The organism is Mesorhizobium sp. WSM4807 (genome assembly GCF_055811615.1).
The window spans coordinates 1-14,981 of the sequence record NZ_JBVVQY010000036.1 but is presented as its reverse complement, the minus strand read 5'-3'; the positions used below and the strand labels follow the sequence as shown (position 1 = coordinate 14,981).

Below are 14,981 nucleotides of genomic sequence, written 5' to 3'. Positions count from 1 at the left end.
CATTTAAGCACGAACGGCCATAGCGAGCTTAAGATCGCACTTTGGTGCACATGACGGTATTTCCTTTGGCCGCATGTTCGATGGCGCGTCGGTTCCTCAATGCCCGCCCGAAAAGACGAGTGTTTGCACAGGAAGAAGGAGCGCCTGGAATCTCAATATGATCGCATGCACCAGCCCGACCGTATCTATTACGTGCAGGAACAGCCAGTGCGCTGTGCCCAAATCTTCCTCGGCAAGTCGGTCGTGATTGTTGGTGTAGGCGTTGGCGATGCAACTGCTGCCTGGAGGCACGCCATCGAACCCTCCCGCGAACAGCGGCTCCAGAAAGACGGTGATCGTTCCGGGCCGGACCACCTGTTGGGCGTCGATCAACTGGTCCGACGCCCGAACCTGACCGGTCGCGATGAGATCCTGAACCTCGGTGACCACCATCGGAATGATCGTCAGAGGCATCGAAATACAAGTGGCTTCGGCAACCATGCCGACCTTCATCACCTGGGCTTCGAGCTGGCTGAAGCCCCCTATAAGAGCCTTCCGTCCGGCTTCCGCCGGTATAAGAACGCCGGCGGGCCGCATAAAGGGATTGACGATGTCTCCCTTGCGCAGGGTGAATTGCTCCAGCGTGCCGGCGACCCCGGCGTAGACGACGGTCTTGTCCAGTTCGACCTGGGCCTGGGCAAGCGCCGCCTCGGCGCTTTTCTTCTGCGCCGGCAGCACGGACGAAATCTGCGATTCGACGGACTGCTTGCTCGCCATGACCGCGGAAATGGCGGCCTGCCGCCCTTCCACGATGTTGGCGAGCTTTTCGATCTCGCGCTGCGCGACCGTGCTGGCGTTTCGCCGTTGAAGTTCGGTCTTGGTTTCGAGTTCGTCCAAGGCCTGCTTGTACGAGCTTTGCGCTTCCTGAATGCGGGCGTCGGCCCCTACCAGCTCGGTCTTGGCCAATTCGAAACCAGCGTCTATCTCCGATATGCGCCGTCGCGCGGTCTCGAGCGCCGCTTCCTGCTCCGAGCTGTCAAGCCTGAAGATGCGCTGGCCAGCCTCGACCTTGTCCCTTATGCCCACATAGACTTCCTCGACGCGGCCGGAGCCTTCGGGGAGGATGGGAATGGTGCGAAAGAACGAAATCGCACTCGACGTCGACGGATGAAAGTAAAGAATGAGCGTCAGCAGAATCACTGTCAGAGCTATGCACGCCGTTATTCCGTATCGCAGCTCATACCATACAGAATAGAGCGTGATCTCGTGACCAATCCTCTTTCCCTGTACGAAGCGGCGGACGAGAAAATCGGGCAGGACGGTCAGGACCGAACAAAGCAGAACCTCGATCATCGTTCATGACCTCCAACTGACACCGGCTGGCGCTGATGGCGGTCGGACGGCTCCGGCGCATGCGTCTTGGCGATTTCGTCGCGGGGGTCGCTTCGGGCTTTCTCCAAGGGGGTCGGAGGAGGTACGGCCTCCACTTTGACCGGCGTATAGTTGGCAAGCACCTCGGGAGCCGGCTCAGACGGCGCCTCCGCGGCGGGGGATCGAAACCGCCCCGTCGCCATCCTGGCGAGCGAGTCGGCCATGCTGGCCAGGGGCGTCCAGAAGTCGGGCACGGGGACGAGCGCCAGAAACAGCGCGGCAATCCAGAACGCATGGATGTGGGTGAACAACGCCAGCAGCGACAGCACCGCCACCAGCTGGAACTGGATCTGACTGCCGCCGTGGGACATGCGCTCCGGCAAGGAATGAAGCCAGAAGTACAAACTTCCAATCCCCATCACGGCCAGCACAAGGAAGATGACCGACCCCGTGAACAACACATCGGTCTCGCCGGGGGCCGTTATGAAAGGCGGAAGATGATGCGGCGCCGCCGGATGCATTGCCACGGACATGCCTGCCACTCCCCAATTTCGCTCGTGCGAGGACGCCCGAGCACTAGGCGCAGCAACGTCCAGCGCCCAAACTTAAGGATACTCCGTCCGCATCCGAATGCAACTGAAGAGGCCAGCAGTTGAAGAGGCCAGCAGTCGCGGAGCCGCCGCCCTACGCAGGACAGCCATCTCGTTGCTATAGCAATGCCAAGGCGACCGCCAAAAGGCTAACGACCAAGGCGGCGAGGCTTGGGACAAGCACGGCGGCTCCCGAGTAGAAAGCCAACGCCGCCACCCAGTCGTACGGCCTGTCGCCAGCTTGAGACATTGTCAAACCCTTCCGTCCGTTCTGCTCCTTGAGAAAACGCCGTCGGCGGTCGGCGCCTTCCCGCCCTTGGGGCGAGCCTCATGAGCGGCCGCCTCGCTTTTCCACCCATACTGACGAAGGGGAACGTCCGCGGCGTCTGAAAGCAGCACCCTTTCGGCGGCTCCGTCGAGATCTTCATATTGGCCGCTGCGCATCGACCACAGGAACGCCGCGAGACCCGCGACGCCCATGCCCAAGGCAATTGGAACAAGCCAGACGAGATAGTTCATGCCGCCTCCGCCAAGTCGAGCCTGCGAAGAGCCGGAGATCTTGCGGGCGGAGGCTCGCCCGGAAGGCGCAATGCGTTGCCGACCACGAGAATCGATGACGTCGACATGGCGACAGCGGCCATAAGGGGCGTAACATGGCCCATCACAGCGAGGGGCACGACCAGAACGTTGTAGGCGATGGCAAGGGCGAGGTTCTGCCGCACCAGCCGGGATGCGTTCCGGGCGACTCTTATGGCATGTGGTACGGCCTCCAGGCTCGTGCCCAGGAAGACAAGGTCGGCAGCATTCCGCCCGATGTCTGCCGCCGACGAGGGCGCCATTGAGACATGCGCGGTGGCGAGCGCGGGGGCATCGTTCAGCCCGTCTCCAACCATAAGGATGCGGCGGCCGTACCGCGCCAGCTCCTCCAGACGCTCGACCTTGTCCTCGGGAAGCGCACCGTGGCGGATTTCCGGGATTCCCACCGCAGCCGCCACCCTGCAAGCCTCCTCCACTCGATCGCCGGACAGCACCTCTGTCGCCAATCCGAGGTCAGCTAGCTTTCGGATGGCACGCGTCGCGCCAGGACGGATTTCGTCGGCAATCGCAAATGAACCCGCAAGCTTTCCGTCTTTCGAAAGCCACGTGGCGGCTTCACTCGGGACGTTGGCCACGCTTGCGGAGACCCAATCCTTCCTTCCTAGCCTGTAAAACGCTTCGCCAACGCGCCCTTCGATCCCGTACCCGGCAACTTCGCGGAACCCTTCGATAGCCACTCTTGCGACTGTCATCGCGGCCACAGCGCGCCCCACCGGGTGCCTGGAAAAGGAGGCGAGTGCTGCGGCGGCCACAACATCTTGCGGAGCTACCGTGTGCCGTTCGACGCGGGCGGCGCCCGTCGTGAGCGTGCCCGTCTTGTCGAAGACCACGGTGTCGGTCTCGGCAAGGCGCTCTAGCGCGCTGCCATCCTTGAGGGTGACGCCGAGATCGAACAGCCGGCGCGCCGCCACGACCTGGACCATCGGCACGGCAAGGCCGAGCGCGCACGGGCAGGTGATGATGAGGACGGAAATCGCAATCGTAACCGATCGATGCCAGTCGCCTGTAAGCAGTATCCAGGCGGCGCAAGTCGCAAGCGCCAGCAGATGGATGACAGGGGAATAGAGCGCGGCCGCGCGGTCGGCGATGCGGCGATAGCGGGCGCGGCCGTGCTCAGCCGCCTCCATCAGCCTGACCACGTCGGCGAGGAAGGAATCCCGTGCACGCCGCTCGGCACGGACAGTGAGCGCGCCATCAAGACTTAGCGCTCCCGAAAGAACGGCGCTGCCCGGCTGCGCGCGTTCGGGCATGGACTCACCGCTCACCACCGAAACGTCGAGGCTGCCCGCGCCCATGACAACCGTCCCGTCCACCGGAATGCGTTCTCCGGGGGCTACCAATATCATGTCACCCGGCTCGATTTCTGTCAGGTCGCGGAACTCGCGGCTTCCGTCCGCCCCGACCACCGCCGCCCCCCTCGGCATCAAGCGGGCAAGACCGGTGACGGCGTTCCGCGCCTTCCGCCTCATCGCATGGTCAAGCGTGCGCCCGACAAGCAGAAAGAAGATCAACGACGTTACCGCATCGAAATAGGCGTGAGGTCCTCCGACAGACGTGTCGTAGAGGCTCAAGCCCAGAGCCAGCAGGATTCCGACTGAGATGGGAAAGTCCATGCTGGCGGTGCGCTTCATCGCCGAATTCCACGCCGAAACGAAGAATATCCGTCCGGAATAGGCGACGGTGGGGACGGCCAGCAGCGCCGAGATCAAGTGAAATGCATTTCGAGTTCCCTGATCTGCGCCAGACCAGACGGACACCGACAGCAACATGATGTTCATGGCGGCGAATCCCGCCACGGCTGTGGCCCGCAGCAGCCGCGACAACTCGGCATCGCATGCGCCGTCTTCCGTCTCCGCGAGGCAGGCATCGTATCCGACAGCCTTCAGGGCGTCGAACATCGGAGGGACACGACCTTCATTCCTCCACTTCACGGCGACACGTCGGGACGTGAGATTCACTCGTGCCGCGATGATTCCGTCGAGACTTTGCAGCGCGCCTTCGATCGCAGCTATGCAGGCAGCGCAATGCGCTTGCGGTACCGAAAACTGGGTCTGGAAAGCGCCATCCCCCATGTCGCGGCTGGCGAGCACGATTTCGCGCTCGGCAATCTCCCGCCTTGGCGCCAGCAGCAATGCGGCTTCGGCTCCCGGCGCGCAACAACTCATGGTCTCACCCCTCTGGACGTGCGACCGCCCTGTACGCATGCCAGGTTGCGTGCCCCAGCAGAGGAAAGATGACGATCATCCCGATAAGCCCTGTGACCACGCAGACTACGAAGAGCAGGAGCACCAAGGCGCCCCAGGCCAGCATCGGCGGAAGGTTGTTCCACACCAGTTTCGCGCTGATAGCCATAGCCGTCAGCGCGTCCACGCGCCGGTCGAGCAGCATCGGCACTGCAAAGACGCTGATGGCGAAAGCGAAGGCCGCGAAGAGGCCTCCTATCGCCGTCCCGATCGCAATCATCGCCCACCCATATGCGGTGCCGAAGAGCACTCCGACTATGCGGTCGAATCCGGGAAAGGGCGTCACGCCGAAGAAGAGCGCCCAGAGGAGCACCGCCGCACGCGTCCACAGAAGCAGGAGCAAACACAGTAGTAGGCCCGTGAAGAAGACCTGTGCGCCGCCGGTGGGGCGCACCAGGAGCATCGAGGCGAGGCCGATGGCGCGTCCTTCCTCTATTGCCCGGCTCTTTTCATACAGGCCTAGCGCCAAAAAGGGGGCCACGATCATGAACCCGGCAAGCGCCGGAAACAGAATGTAGTCACGACCGAATCCGACAAGCGTCCAAACGAAGGCGACGGACAGGAGAAAGACGACAATCCCATAGGCCAGGCTCGACGCGGGCCGGATCCAGAAATCCCGCCAGCCCGCAGAGAGCCAGCGGAGTCCCTCGAAAAGCGGCAGTCCCCGGTCGAGGCGCCGGTCGCGCGTTTCGCCAATGCCCGAGGTCTCGCTGAGCAGCCAATACGACTTGTCGGTCTCGCTCATCTCACTCCTCCTCAGCACGCTGACTTCGCCGCGCGGTAGCCTTCGCCTTCGCCCCCGGCCTTCAAGTGCTCCACGCAGTCCGGTTGCGACTGAACCGCCACATAGACAAGGTGCGCGTTCGCCCCGGCAAAAATCAGCAACCCGGCTGGAACCAGCACCCAGGCTATCCATGCTTTGCTGTGGGATATCTTTGTGGTCATGGCTGCTGCGTTCCAAGATCGTGGACATAGAGCGCGAGCGTCTTGATCTCGGCCGTCGTCAGCCTCTCGTCCCAGGTCGGCATGTGACCCTGCCGTCCGCCGTGCACGGACGCGATGATCGTGTCCAGATCTTCACCATAAATCCAGTGCGAGTCCGTGAGATTTGGAGCGCCGACATCCCGCTTCCCCTTGGCATTCTCCTCGTGGCAGGTCGCGCAGGTCGTGACGAATACCTCCCGCCCTGCTTCTATCTGCTTGATGTTTTCATGGGTAGAGTAGTCGGGGTGCGTCAGCGAATAGACGTAGGCGGCCACGGTCCGGACCTGTTCGCGGTCGAGCATCTCATCGCGCCCGAAAGCCGGCATCTGTCCGATCCGGCTTTCCGGGTGCCGCGTGTTGATGCCCACGCGCATCGTCTGCTCGATGAGTTCGGGGCCGCCGCCCCACAGCCAATCGTCGTCCGTAAGGTCGGGATAGTTCGTTCCGCCTTTGCCGTCCCTGCCGTGGCATGCCGCGCAGTTGTCGCCGAACAGCTGCCGTCCGGTGCTGCGAACCGTTTGCATCAGCGCCTCGTCGGCGAGGATCACATCGTAGCCTTCCGTCCCGATGCGATTCATCCAGTTCACCCGATCGCGCCGCGCCTCGACGAGGCGCGCCTCGACCGTCTGTCTTTGGTCAATTCCGAGAAGGCCCCTCGTATAGGTCGTTCCCAGCGGCCAGGATGGAACGAGAAACCACCAGGCGATCGCCCAGACGTGGGTTACGATCAGGAACATGAGCACGCCGCGCGGGACCGGCGTATCCAACTCCTTGATGCCGTTCCACTCGTGACCGGTAGTCTCGCGGCCGGTGACGGGGTCGCGTTCATTCACTTCCATGGCTTGTCGTCCTCGTCGAGGATGCTGTGCTTGGCCCTGTCGAAACGCTTCCTGTTCGAAGGCCAGAAGGTATAGACGAGCACGCCGAGTGCGAACGCGATCAGGTAAAAAAGGCCCCAACTCTTCGAGAATGCGACAACGGCGTTATAATCCAGGTCCATCCGATAGCCTCCGCCATTAGCCTTCCGGGTCCGGCTCTTCTTCAGGGGCCGCGGTATTCCCGTACGCTGCTCCCGTCAGTCGCCCCAGGACCTGGAGATAGGCCACCAGTGCGTCCATCTCGGTGACGTCGGTCGTCACTCCGTCGAACGCGCTTACCTGGGTCTCCTCGCCGTAACGCTCAGTGACGCCTGCGGCGAAGTCCGTGTCCGGCGTCGCCTGGCCATAGGCGTCGCGCGCCGCGTTCTCCAGCATCTCGTCCGTGTAGGGTACGCCGAGCGCCCGCTGCGCCGCCAGGTGCAAGGGCAGGTCTTCAATCTTCAGAGACGTACGGGCCAACCAGCGGTAGGCGGGCATGTTCGACTCCGGGACCACGTCACGAGGGTTCGTCAGGTGCGCGACGTGCCAGAAGTCGGAATACTTGCCGCCGACACGGGCGAGATCCGGTCCCGTCCGCTTGGACCCCCAGAGCATCGGGCGGTCATACCGGGACTCTACGGCGAGCGAGTAGGGCCCATAGCGCTCCACCTCGTCCCGGAGTGTCCGGATCATCTGGCTATGGCAGGCGTAGCAGCCCTCGCGGATATAGATGTTGCGCCCGGCGAGCTCCAGCGGGGTGTACATCCGCATGTCCGGAGCTTGTTCCACCGTCTCATCGATGGTGAACAGGGGCGCGATCTCGACGATGCCGCCGACACTCGCCGCCGCGATGATTGCGATAACGAACCAGATGGCAGAACGCTCGAGCTTGCGGTGGAAGAGTTCAGGCATCCGTCATTCCCCCGGAATGGTCGCCGGGACTACGGGCACGTCTGCTTCGCGCGGCGCAGCGAGCGGCGCGGATTGGACCGTCATCCACATATTATAGCAGCCCACTACCGCGCCCAGCAGGAAGAGCAGCCCACCGAAGGCGCGGGCGATGTAATAGGGGTACATCGCCACCAGCGAGTCGACGAAGGAATAGGCGAGCGCGCCGTCTTCCGTGTAGGTCCGCCACATCAGCCCCTGGATGATGCCTGAATTCCACATCGCGAAGGCGTAAATCAGCGTTCCGGCAATCGCCAGCCAGAAGTGCACCTCGACGAGAGTCGCCGAGTACATGCGCTCGCGCTTCCAGAGGCTGGGCACGAGCGTATAAAGCGAGCCGAAGGTGATCAGCGCGACCCAGCCAAGGGCGCCTGCGTGAACGTGCCCGACGGTCCAGTCGGTATAGTGAGACAGCGAGTTCACCGGCCGGATGGCGAGGAACGAGCCTTCGAAGGTCGAAAGGCCATAGAATACCACGGCGGCCATCATGAAGCGCAGCGTAGCGTCGTCGCGCACCTTGTGCCATGCGCCATTGAGGGTCAGAAGCGCGTTGCCTGCTGAAGCCCAGGACGGCACGAGCAGCATCACCGAGAACGTCATGCCGAGCGTCTGCACCCAGTGCGGGAGCGCGGTGTAGTGCAGGTGGTGCGAACCCGCCCACATGTAGAAGAAGGTGATGCCCCAGAAGCTCAGGATCGACAGGCGATAGGAGAAGATCGGTCGCTGCGCCCTGACGGGCAGGTAGTAGTAGAGCATGCCGAGGAAGCCCGCAGTCAGGAAGAAGGCGACCGCGTTGTGGCCATACCACCACTGGACCATCGCATCCTGGACGCCCGGCCAGATCGTGTAGCTCTTGGCGTGCCCCCATGAGACGGGAACGGCGAGGTTGTTCACGATGTGGAGGATCGCGACGACCAGGATGAACGCCATGAAGTACCAGTTGGCGACGTAGATGTGCGGCTCCTTCCGTCGCGCGATCGTAGCGATGTAGAGGATGAAGTAGGTCACCCACACGATCACCAGCCACAAGTCGGCATACCACTCGGCTTCCGCGTATTCCTTCGACTGGGTGACGCCTAGCAGATAGCCGGAAATGGCCAGAACGCAGAACAGATTGAAGCCGAGAAGCACGAACCACGGGCTGATCTGCCCAGCAAGCCGTGCACGAGACGTGCGCTGGACGACGTGGAACGAGGTCGCGATTAAGGCATTTCCGCCGAACCCGAAGATGACGCCGGAGGTGTGCGCAGGCCTCAGCCGCCCGAAGCTGGACCACGCCGCATCGAAGGCAAGGTCGGGCCACGCGAGCTGTGCGGCCACCCAAACGCCCATGAACATGCCGAATACAGCCCAGGCCATCGAAAGCACAATGCCGACTTTGATCGGATCGTCGTAATACGACGCCTCCCGATCCTCCGTCGGCTCCGGCTCGTAGAACGAGGACAGCACTCCGTAGAGCAATCCGCCTGCGAACAGCATTACGATAACGCCCTGGACACCAAGCGTGTCCGAACGTCCCAGGGCTGCCATCGCCGCTCCAGTGATCACCACGGCGAGCGCGATAGCTGCGCCGCGCTGGCGTTCCGAGGACGTAAGCTGCCGGATCATGTCCGCTCCTCTGCCTTCACGCACAGGACCATCACGGACCAAAACTGCGTAAGATGGGGAGCAGTTTCATGAGTACGGCCCTACGGCATCGGCTAAGGTACAGCCGTTCAACGAAGATGGAAATGCCTTTAGCGCTTCTTGCCAAATCTTTCGCTTGTGGCCGCGGGGAACTTGATGTGTGCTCATCGTTCAGCGTGCAACAGAAATTTGTCTTCTTTTGCCTTGCCACCGCGTTTCACGTCTTCGGTTCTTGCTCGCGCTTTGTCGTTTTGGGCTACGATTGGGAAAGTCATCGCGCAGTTATCCGCCAGTGATCATGGCTCAAGGGTGCTTTCGATGCTCAATTGGCGGTTTTCAATCGACCGGCTGATGAGGGCCGCTCTGGGTCCAGGCTGTGTAAAACGCTTTTTTATGATAGGTTTAGGTCGGTTGGAGGAGAGCCGGACTTTGAGACGATCGCTAACTTCCGGCGTGACAACGGAGCCGCGATCAGAGCGGTGTGCGGGCAGTTCGTCGAACTGTGCCGCCGGTTGAAGCTCTTCACGCGTGCCATTGTAGCGATCGACGGCAGCAAGTTCAAACCGGTGAACAACCGCGACAAGAACCTCACCGTGGCCTAAGTCGGCAAGCGGATGGAGCAGGTCGACGCCATGCTTGGAAGAAGAAAGGCGCTCGCGCTACGAAATAAGTTCACCCAACGCAGTCATTGCCGCCACACAGGCGGGATGTCTGGTTGCACGGCGGAAGCGGACCCCTTGCGGTTAGTTCGGCGCCCCTCCCCAAAAGGCACCATTTCCACTAGGATGTTGCGAGATCGCGGGAGGGTTCCGGCTTGGATCGCGTTCATCGCAGAATGGCTACCATCCTCGCTGCCGACGCAGTTGGCTATAGCCGTCTGACAGGCAGAGACGAGGAAGGGACGCTTGCGACGCTGCGGGCGCATCGTCAGATCATTGACCGGGTAATCGAGCAACATGAGGGACGGGTGTTCGGAAGCGCTGGCGACAGCGTCATCGCCGAGTTCGCGAGCCCCGTCGAAGCGGTTCGGTGCGCTACCGAAATCCAGCTCGAAGTCGACAAACAAAACGCTGAGCTTTCCGAGGCGAGCCGTCTGCGCTTTCGCATCGGCATCAATCTCGGCGATGTTGTCGTCGAAGGTGATAATCTCATGGGCGACGGTGTGAACGTCGCCGCCCGCCTAGAGGCGCTGTCACACCCCGGTGGAATATGCATTTCGGACGCGGTCTACACGCAGGCCCGCGATCGGCTCGCCCTCGAATTCATCGATCTTGGCGAGCACAGGGTGAAGAACATCACCCGGCCTGTGCACGCTTACCGCGTGCCTCTCCCCTCGGAGGAGCAGGTCACGTCGCCCTTTCGAGGTCTCAACCCCTTCGAGTTCGAAAACGCTGACCTCTTCTTCGGACGAGCCCGCGCGATTGCCGAGTGCATGGACCGCCTGAGGCAGCAAGCTGCCAATGGCAAGGCATTCCTGCTCATCTATGGTATGAGCGGCTCGGGCAAGTCCTCTCTCCTGCGAGCAGGGCTACTACCTTCCATCACTCGGCCTGGCGCAGTGGCTGGCATCAATTTTTGGCGCCGCTGTCTGGTCCGCCCGTCGGAGGGCCCTGATCCGGTCACGTCAGTGGCTGCGGGGCTGCTTCGCGAAGGCGCCCTCCCTGAGCTGGGTTGCGAACCGGCAGCGCTGGCTCAACTCTGTTGGAACTCACCTGATCGAGCTCTGGCGCTCATACGCCTGGCCCACGCCAAAGCGGCGGCCGCCGCAGCTTCGGTCCCCACCCAACTGCGACTGATCGTTGCCGTCGATCAGATGGAGGAGTTGTTCACGACCGAGGAGAAGCCGGCATCGCGCGAAGCGCTGGTGCGGCTCCTCGCGGCACTCGCCGGCAGTGGACTGGCTTGGGTGACTGCGACGATCCGATCGGATTTCTTTCACCGCTGCGGCGAAGTCCCCGGTTTCTCGGGGCTGAAAGATGGGCTTGGCAGCTACGAGCTCTTGCCGCCGTCCGGCCCTGAGATCGCCCAGATCATCCGCGAGCCGGCCCGCGCCGCCGGGCTCCGCTTCGAGGAAAGTCCCGATCGAGGATGGCTTGACGATGTGCTGCAGGATGCGGCATCTGCTGATCCCAGATCCTTGCCGCTTCTCGAATTTGTGCTCGACGCTCTCTACGAGGCGGGGCGGGAGCAGCGCATTTTGACCTTTGCTGCGTATCAGGCACTTGGCGGTTTCGAAGGGGCGATCGCGCGCCGCGCCGACGAAGTCGTTGACGCGCTCCCGCCCGACATCCAGGAGGAGCTGCCAGTCGTGTTGCGTGCCCTTACCACGGTGCGCCCGGGTGATGAAGCCGTTGCGGCACGTCCGGCCTTGCGCGCCGAAGTCACGGGCACACCTCAACGATTGGCTCTCGTTGAAGCACTGGTCGCCGCTCGCATGCTCGTCAGCGACGAGGATGCCGCAGGCCACGCCTTCGTCCGCGTGGCCCACGAAGCCTTGTTGAGCCGGTGGCCGCGCGCTGGCAACATTGTTAATGCAAACAGGAGATTCCTCGAGGCGCGGGCTCGGCTCATGGCCGATGCCCAACGCTGGCACTCGGATAACAGGAACCAGGAACTCCTCCTGCCATCCGGCAAGCGTCTGGCCGAAGGCGAGGAACTGCTGCAGTCGAGACGGGAAGAAGTCGACGATCAGGTCATCGAATACATCGAAGCCTCTTCGCGTGCCCAGAACGAGCGGGAGGAGAAGGACCGGCAAGCGGAGCGGGCACTGATTGAGGCCGCTGAAGCAGCAAAGCGCGAACGCCTCGAGCGAGAGGCTGAACGTCTGGAGCGCGAGGCTGAACGTCTGGAGCGCGAGGCCGAACGCCGTACTCTCGCAGCCACAGCAGCGGGCCGGCTCGCGCGACGCACGCGCTATGCTGCGATCGTGGCAACCGTATTGGCTCTCATAGCCTGCGCGGGCGCGTTCTTCGGGTTTAAAGGACAACAGGAAGCAACGTGGCAAGCGGAGTTGGCGGAACAGAGCGCGGGCAAGGCGAGGTCGGCCGAAAAGGACGCCCTCGCAGCACGAGACCAGGCGCTCCGCAACCAGTCTCTTTCGCTCTCGCTTCTCTCAAAGCAAACCGCAGCGAGCGGCGATACGGAGACCGCAATCCTGTTGGCGCTGGAGGCGTTGCCGAAGAGCGGAACGAAGCCTGCGCGACCACATCTCTTTGAAGCGGAGGCCGCACTTTTCAACGCTCTGCTGGCACACCGCCAGACGATGGTGTTCAAACACGACGCCGAAGTGGCGCAGGCCGTCTTCAATCGGACGGGCGATCGCATTGTCACTGCGTCCCACGACAAGACGGCACGCATTTGGGACGTCTCGAAAGGTACCGAGATTGCAGTCTTGAAGGGCCATCGGGGACCCGTGGAGAGAGCCGGATTCAGTCCGGACGGAGGCCGGGTCATTACGGCCGCAAGGGACGGCACCGCGCGCATCTGGGATGCTGCGTCCGGTGAGCAACGTGCTGTGCTCGAGCCTTCCGGCGCCTATCCCACGGCCGCGTTCGATCCCAACGGCGAGCGGGTGCTGACAGAGGGATTAAACGTTCAGGCGTCACTCTGGGACGCCCGGACGGGAACGAAACTCCTGAGCGTAGGCAGCACCGGAGGTGCATCAGACATTGGAGATGCATTGGCCGACTTTAATCCGGATGGTCGCAGTTTTGCGACTTCACAAGCGCGGAAGGTCTTCGTCTGGAATGCCACGGATGGCACTCTGATCCATGAATGGTATGTTGGCACTTGGGCATCCATGCTGACATTCAGCCCCGACGGAAGCCGGCTGTTGGTAGGCTCGTTGGGCACAATTTCATTCAGTAGTTTGCCCGCCCTTTGGGACGTTGGGAACGGGACTGAGATCGCCAGACTGGCCGGCCACAAGAGCGACACCCAACTGCAGGGTGTCATCTTCAGTCACGGTGGCCGCCAGATCGCAACGGTCTCGCTCGATGGCAGCGCACGAATTTGGGACGGCAAGTCGGGAACCTTGCTTGACGTGCTTGGCCAGGAGACCCCGAACTTGAAACTGGCTGACATCGGTTATAACCCTGACAACGAAATGAACAGCGCGTTCAGCCTCGACGATCGCCTCCTGGTGACCGCATCCATCGACGGTCCGATACGCATCTGGGACGTCGGTCGAGCGTCGCTGTTCACAACCATTACTGGCCATGATGCCTTGATCGAACACGTGGAGTTCAGTCCGGTCGACAGCAACACTCTTCTCACGGCTTCACACGATGGCACCGCTCGCCTATGGGACGTCAACGGGATTCTGACGACGGACCTGCTGCATGAATATCCGCCGACCTTTGCGGTCTTCAGTCCCGATAGCGTGCATCTTCTGACTGGAGGCGGGGACGCCAAAGTACACCTTTGGGATGCCACGACCGAACGCGAGATTGCCAAGTTCGACACAGGCGAGGTCGTCCACAGTGCGACGTTCAGCCCGGACGGAACTCGGGTCGCAACCGTATCTCTCGCGGGCCGAGTTCTGGTCTGGGATGTTGCGAGTAAACGTCAGCTCGCGACCATCAAATCGCCCATTGGACTGCGTCATATTCAGTTCAGCCCGGCGGGAAGCCTTCTGGCGGCGGGTTCGGGTCGCGGTATCGCCCTGGTGTGGGACGCGGCGAGCGGCGCCAAAGTCGCCACCATCCCTTCAAGCGAGAGGTTACCGCAGGTTGTTTTCAACCGGAATGGCGATCTCGTCTTCGCTGCGACCGGCAGCGCGGGACACCTGGTGAAACCCGACGGGACCGAACTGAAGAAACTGGTCGGGCACGAGCGCTCAATAACCGGCGCGGCATTCAGTCCGGATGGCCAACTGGTTGCCACGGCTTCGCTCGACCACACGGCGCGGATCTGGTCGGTCAAAGACGGACGCACCGTCGCGATCCTGAAAGGGCATAGCAACGAGCTGACAACAGTGTCCTTCAGCCAGGACGGCCGGTCCGTGCTGACTGCCTCACGCGACGGCACCGTACGAACCTGGGGCGTCCCGGAAGGAACGGAAAGAACAGTTCTGAGGGGGCACAGTGGCGGAGTGAATAGTGCCCAATTCAGTGGCAATGGCCTTTATGTCGTGACGGCTTCATTCCAGGATCGAACGGTCCGTCTTTGGGCAGCTCAATCGGGGCGCCAGATGGCAGTACTTGTCAGTCCGGACGAGGAGAACAAGCGACCAGCACTGACGCGCGCGGCCTTTAATTCGGATGGCACGAGGATAGTGATTGTATCCCATAATGAACGCGTTCGCGTCATACGGGCTTTTCAGACACCCCAGGAACTCATCGATTTCGCGCAGCAAACTGTTCCACGCGAACTGACCGCGTGCGAACGGCGTCGCTTCTTCCTTCCCGTCGAAGGCGACGTTAGCGATTGTCCAAGCTGATATCGCCCAACGCCCATGGCTGGCAACGTTATCTCGACGGCCACGCCGTAGCCCATCGCCGTTGTCTCAAAGGCGCGTATTGGATCCCATAGCGGTCAATGCTGAGCCGTTCGCAGCCGACTGCAGTGGCGCAACCTTGGCCGTGATGTCGACATGAGCGATGTCCGCTTTTGGAAGATGGGAGGGGCCGGCGCAATGGCCGAGATGGGCGCAACCTTCCCGTTCTCAAACCGGAAGGAATGACCCACGCGGACATCCCGCGTTGCCGCCAGGGCTCCGAATCCAGGTTAACGGCGTAGGTCGCCGAGGATTGCGGCGAGGTAGTCGGTGCTCCAGCCTGCCTTTT

At 62.1% G+C, this 14,981-nt stretch carries 11 protein-coding genes and 1 pseudogene; 2 read left to right on the top strand and 10 right to left on the bottom strand.

From position 1 onward, the window contains the following. Positions 1 to 96: 96 nt before the first annotated feature. The 10 genes from AC0L3N_RS29650 to ccoN all read right to left on the bottom strand — a co-directional run bounded on the left by AC0L3N_RS29650 (position 97) and on the right by ccoN (position 9,174). A complete protein-coding gene (locus AC0L3N_RS29650) occupies positions 97 to 1,332 on the bottom strand; it encodes an HlyD family secretion protein (RefSeq protein ID WP_473551070.1) in 1,236 nt (411 codons plus the stop codon). Then, the gene (locus AC0L3N_RS29645) at positions 1,329 to 1,883 is read right to left on the bottom strand and encodes a hypothetical protein (protein ID WP_287230773.1); all 555 of its coding nucleotides are present in this window, start codon (positions 1,881 to 1,883) and stop codon (positions 1,329 to 1,331) included. Before AC0L3N_RS29645 ends, AC0L3N_RS29650 begins: the two co-directional genes overlap by 4 nt. 309 nt (positions 1,884 to 2,192) lie before the next feature. Further along, positions 2,193 to 2,459, bottom strand: a complete 267-nt coding sequence (gene ccoS / locus AC0L3N_RS29640; RefSeq protein WP_258117722.1) for a cbb3-type cytochrome oxidase assembly protein CcoS — start codon at positions 2,457 to 2,459, stop codon at positions 2,193 to 2,195. Continuing rightward, positions 2,456 to 4,702, bottom strand: coding sequence for a heavy metal translocating P-type ATPase (locus AC0L3N_RS29635; RefSeq protein WP_473551069.1), 2,247 nt, complete (start codon positions 4,700 to 4,702; stop codon positions 2,456 to 2,458). The genes ccoS and AC0L3N_RS29635 overlap by 4 nt, the downstream gene beginning before the upstream one ends. Positions 4,703 to 4,706: 4 nt before the next feature. Further along, positions 4,707 to 5,525 (bottom strand): DUF2189 domain-containing protein, encoded by an 819-nt coding sequence (locus AC0L3N_RS29630; protein ID WP_473551067.1) that lies wholly within the window; start codon positions 5,523 to 5,525, stop codon positions 4,707 to 4,709. Positions 5,526 to 5,536: 11 nt separating this feature from the next. Further along, entirely contained in the window at positions 5,537 to 5,725 is a 189-nt protein-coding gene (locus tag AC0L3N_RS29625) for a hypothetical protein (RefSeq protein WP_123148492.1), read from the bottom strand. Beyond that, positions 5,722 to 6,603: a cytochrome-c oxidase, cbb3-type subunit III gene (ccoP, locus tag AC0L3N_RS29620; protein WP_473551066.1), complete on the bottom strand. Its 882-nt coding sequence runs from the start codon at positions 6,601 to 6,603 to the stop codon at positions 5,722 to 5,724. Before ccoP ends, AC0L3N_RS29625 begins: the two co-directional genes overlap by 4 nt. Beyond that, positions 6,594 to 6,764 (bottom strand): cbb3-type cytochrome c oxidase subunit 3, encoded by a 171-nt coding sequence (locus AC0L3N_RS29615; protein WP_123148490.1) that lies wholly within the window; start codon positions 6,762 to 6,764, stop codon positions 6,594 to 6,596. Before AC0L3N_RS29615 ends, ccoP begins: the two co-directional genes overlap by 10 nt. A gap of 16 nt (positions 6,765 to 6,780) precedes the next feature. Then, positions 6,781 to 7,533 carry a cytochrome-c oxidase, cbb3-type subunit II gene (gene ccoO, locus AC0L3N_RS29610; protein ID WP_473551064.1) on the bottom strand — a complete coding sequence of 251 codons (753 nt, stop codon included), beginning with the start codon at positions 7,531 to 7,533 and terminating at the stop codon, positions 6,781 to 6,783. 3 nt (positions 7,534 to 7,536) lie between these two features. Continuing rightward, complete coding sequence (gene ccoN / locus AC0L3N_RS29605) at positions 7,537 to 9,174, bottom strand: cytochrome-c oxidase, cbb3-type subunit I (RefSeq protein ID WP_208867719.1); 1,638 nt, start codon at positions 9,172 to 9,174, stop codon at positions 7,537 to 7,539. A gap of 443 nt (positions 9,175 to 9,617) precedes the next feature. Between ccoN and AC0L3N_RS29600 the strand changes: the two are divergent. Further along, positions 9,618 to 9,794: pseudogene (locus tag AC0L3N_RS29600) on the top strand (IS5/IS1182 family transposase); the annotation flags it as partial. A gap of 236 nt (positions 9,795 to 10,030) precedes the next feature. After that, positions 10,031 to 14,635, top strand: coding sequence for an nSTAND1 domain-containing NTPase (locus tag AC0L3N_RS29595; RefSeq protein ID WP_473551063.1), 4,605 nt, complete (start codon positions 10,031 to 10,033; stop codon positions 14,633 to 14,635). Positions 14,636 to 14,981: the final 346 nt, after the last annotated feature.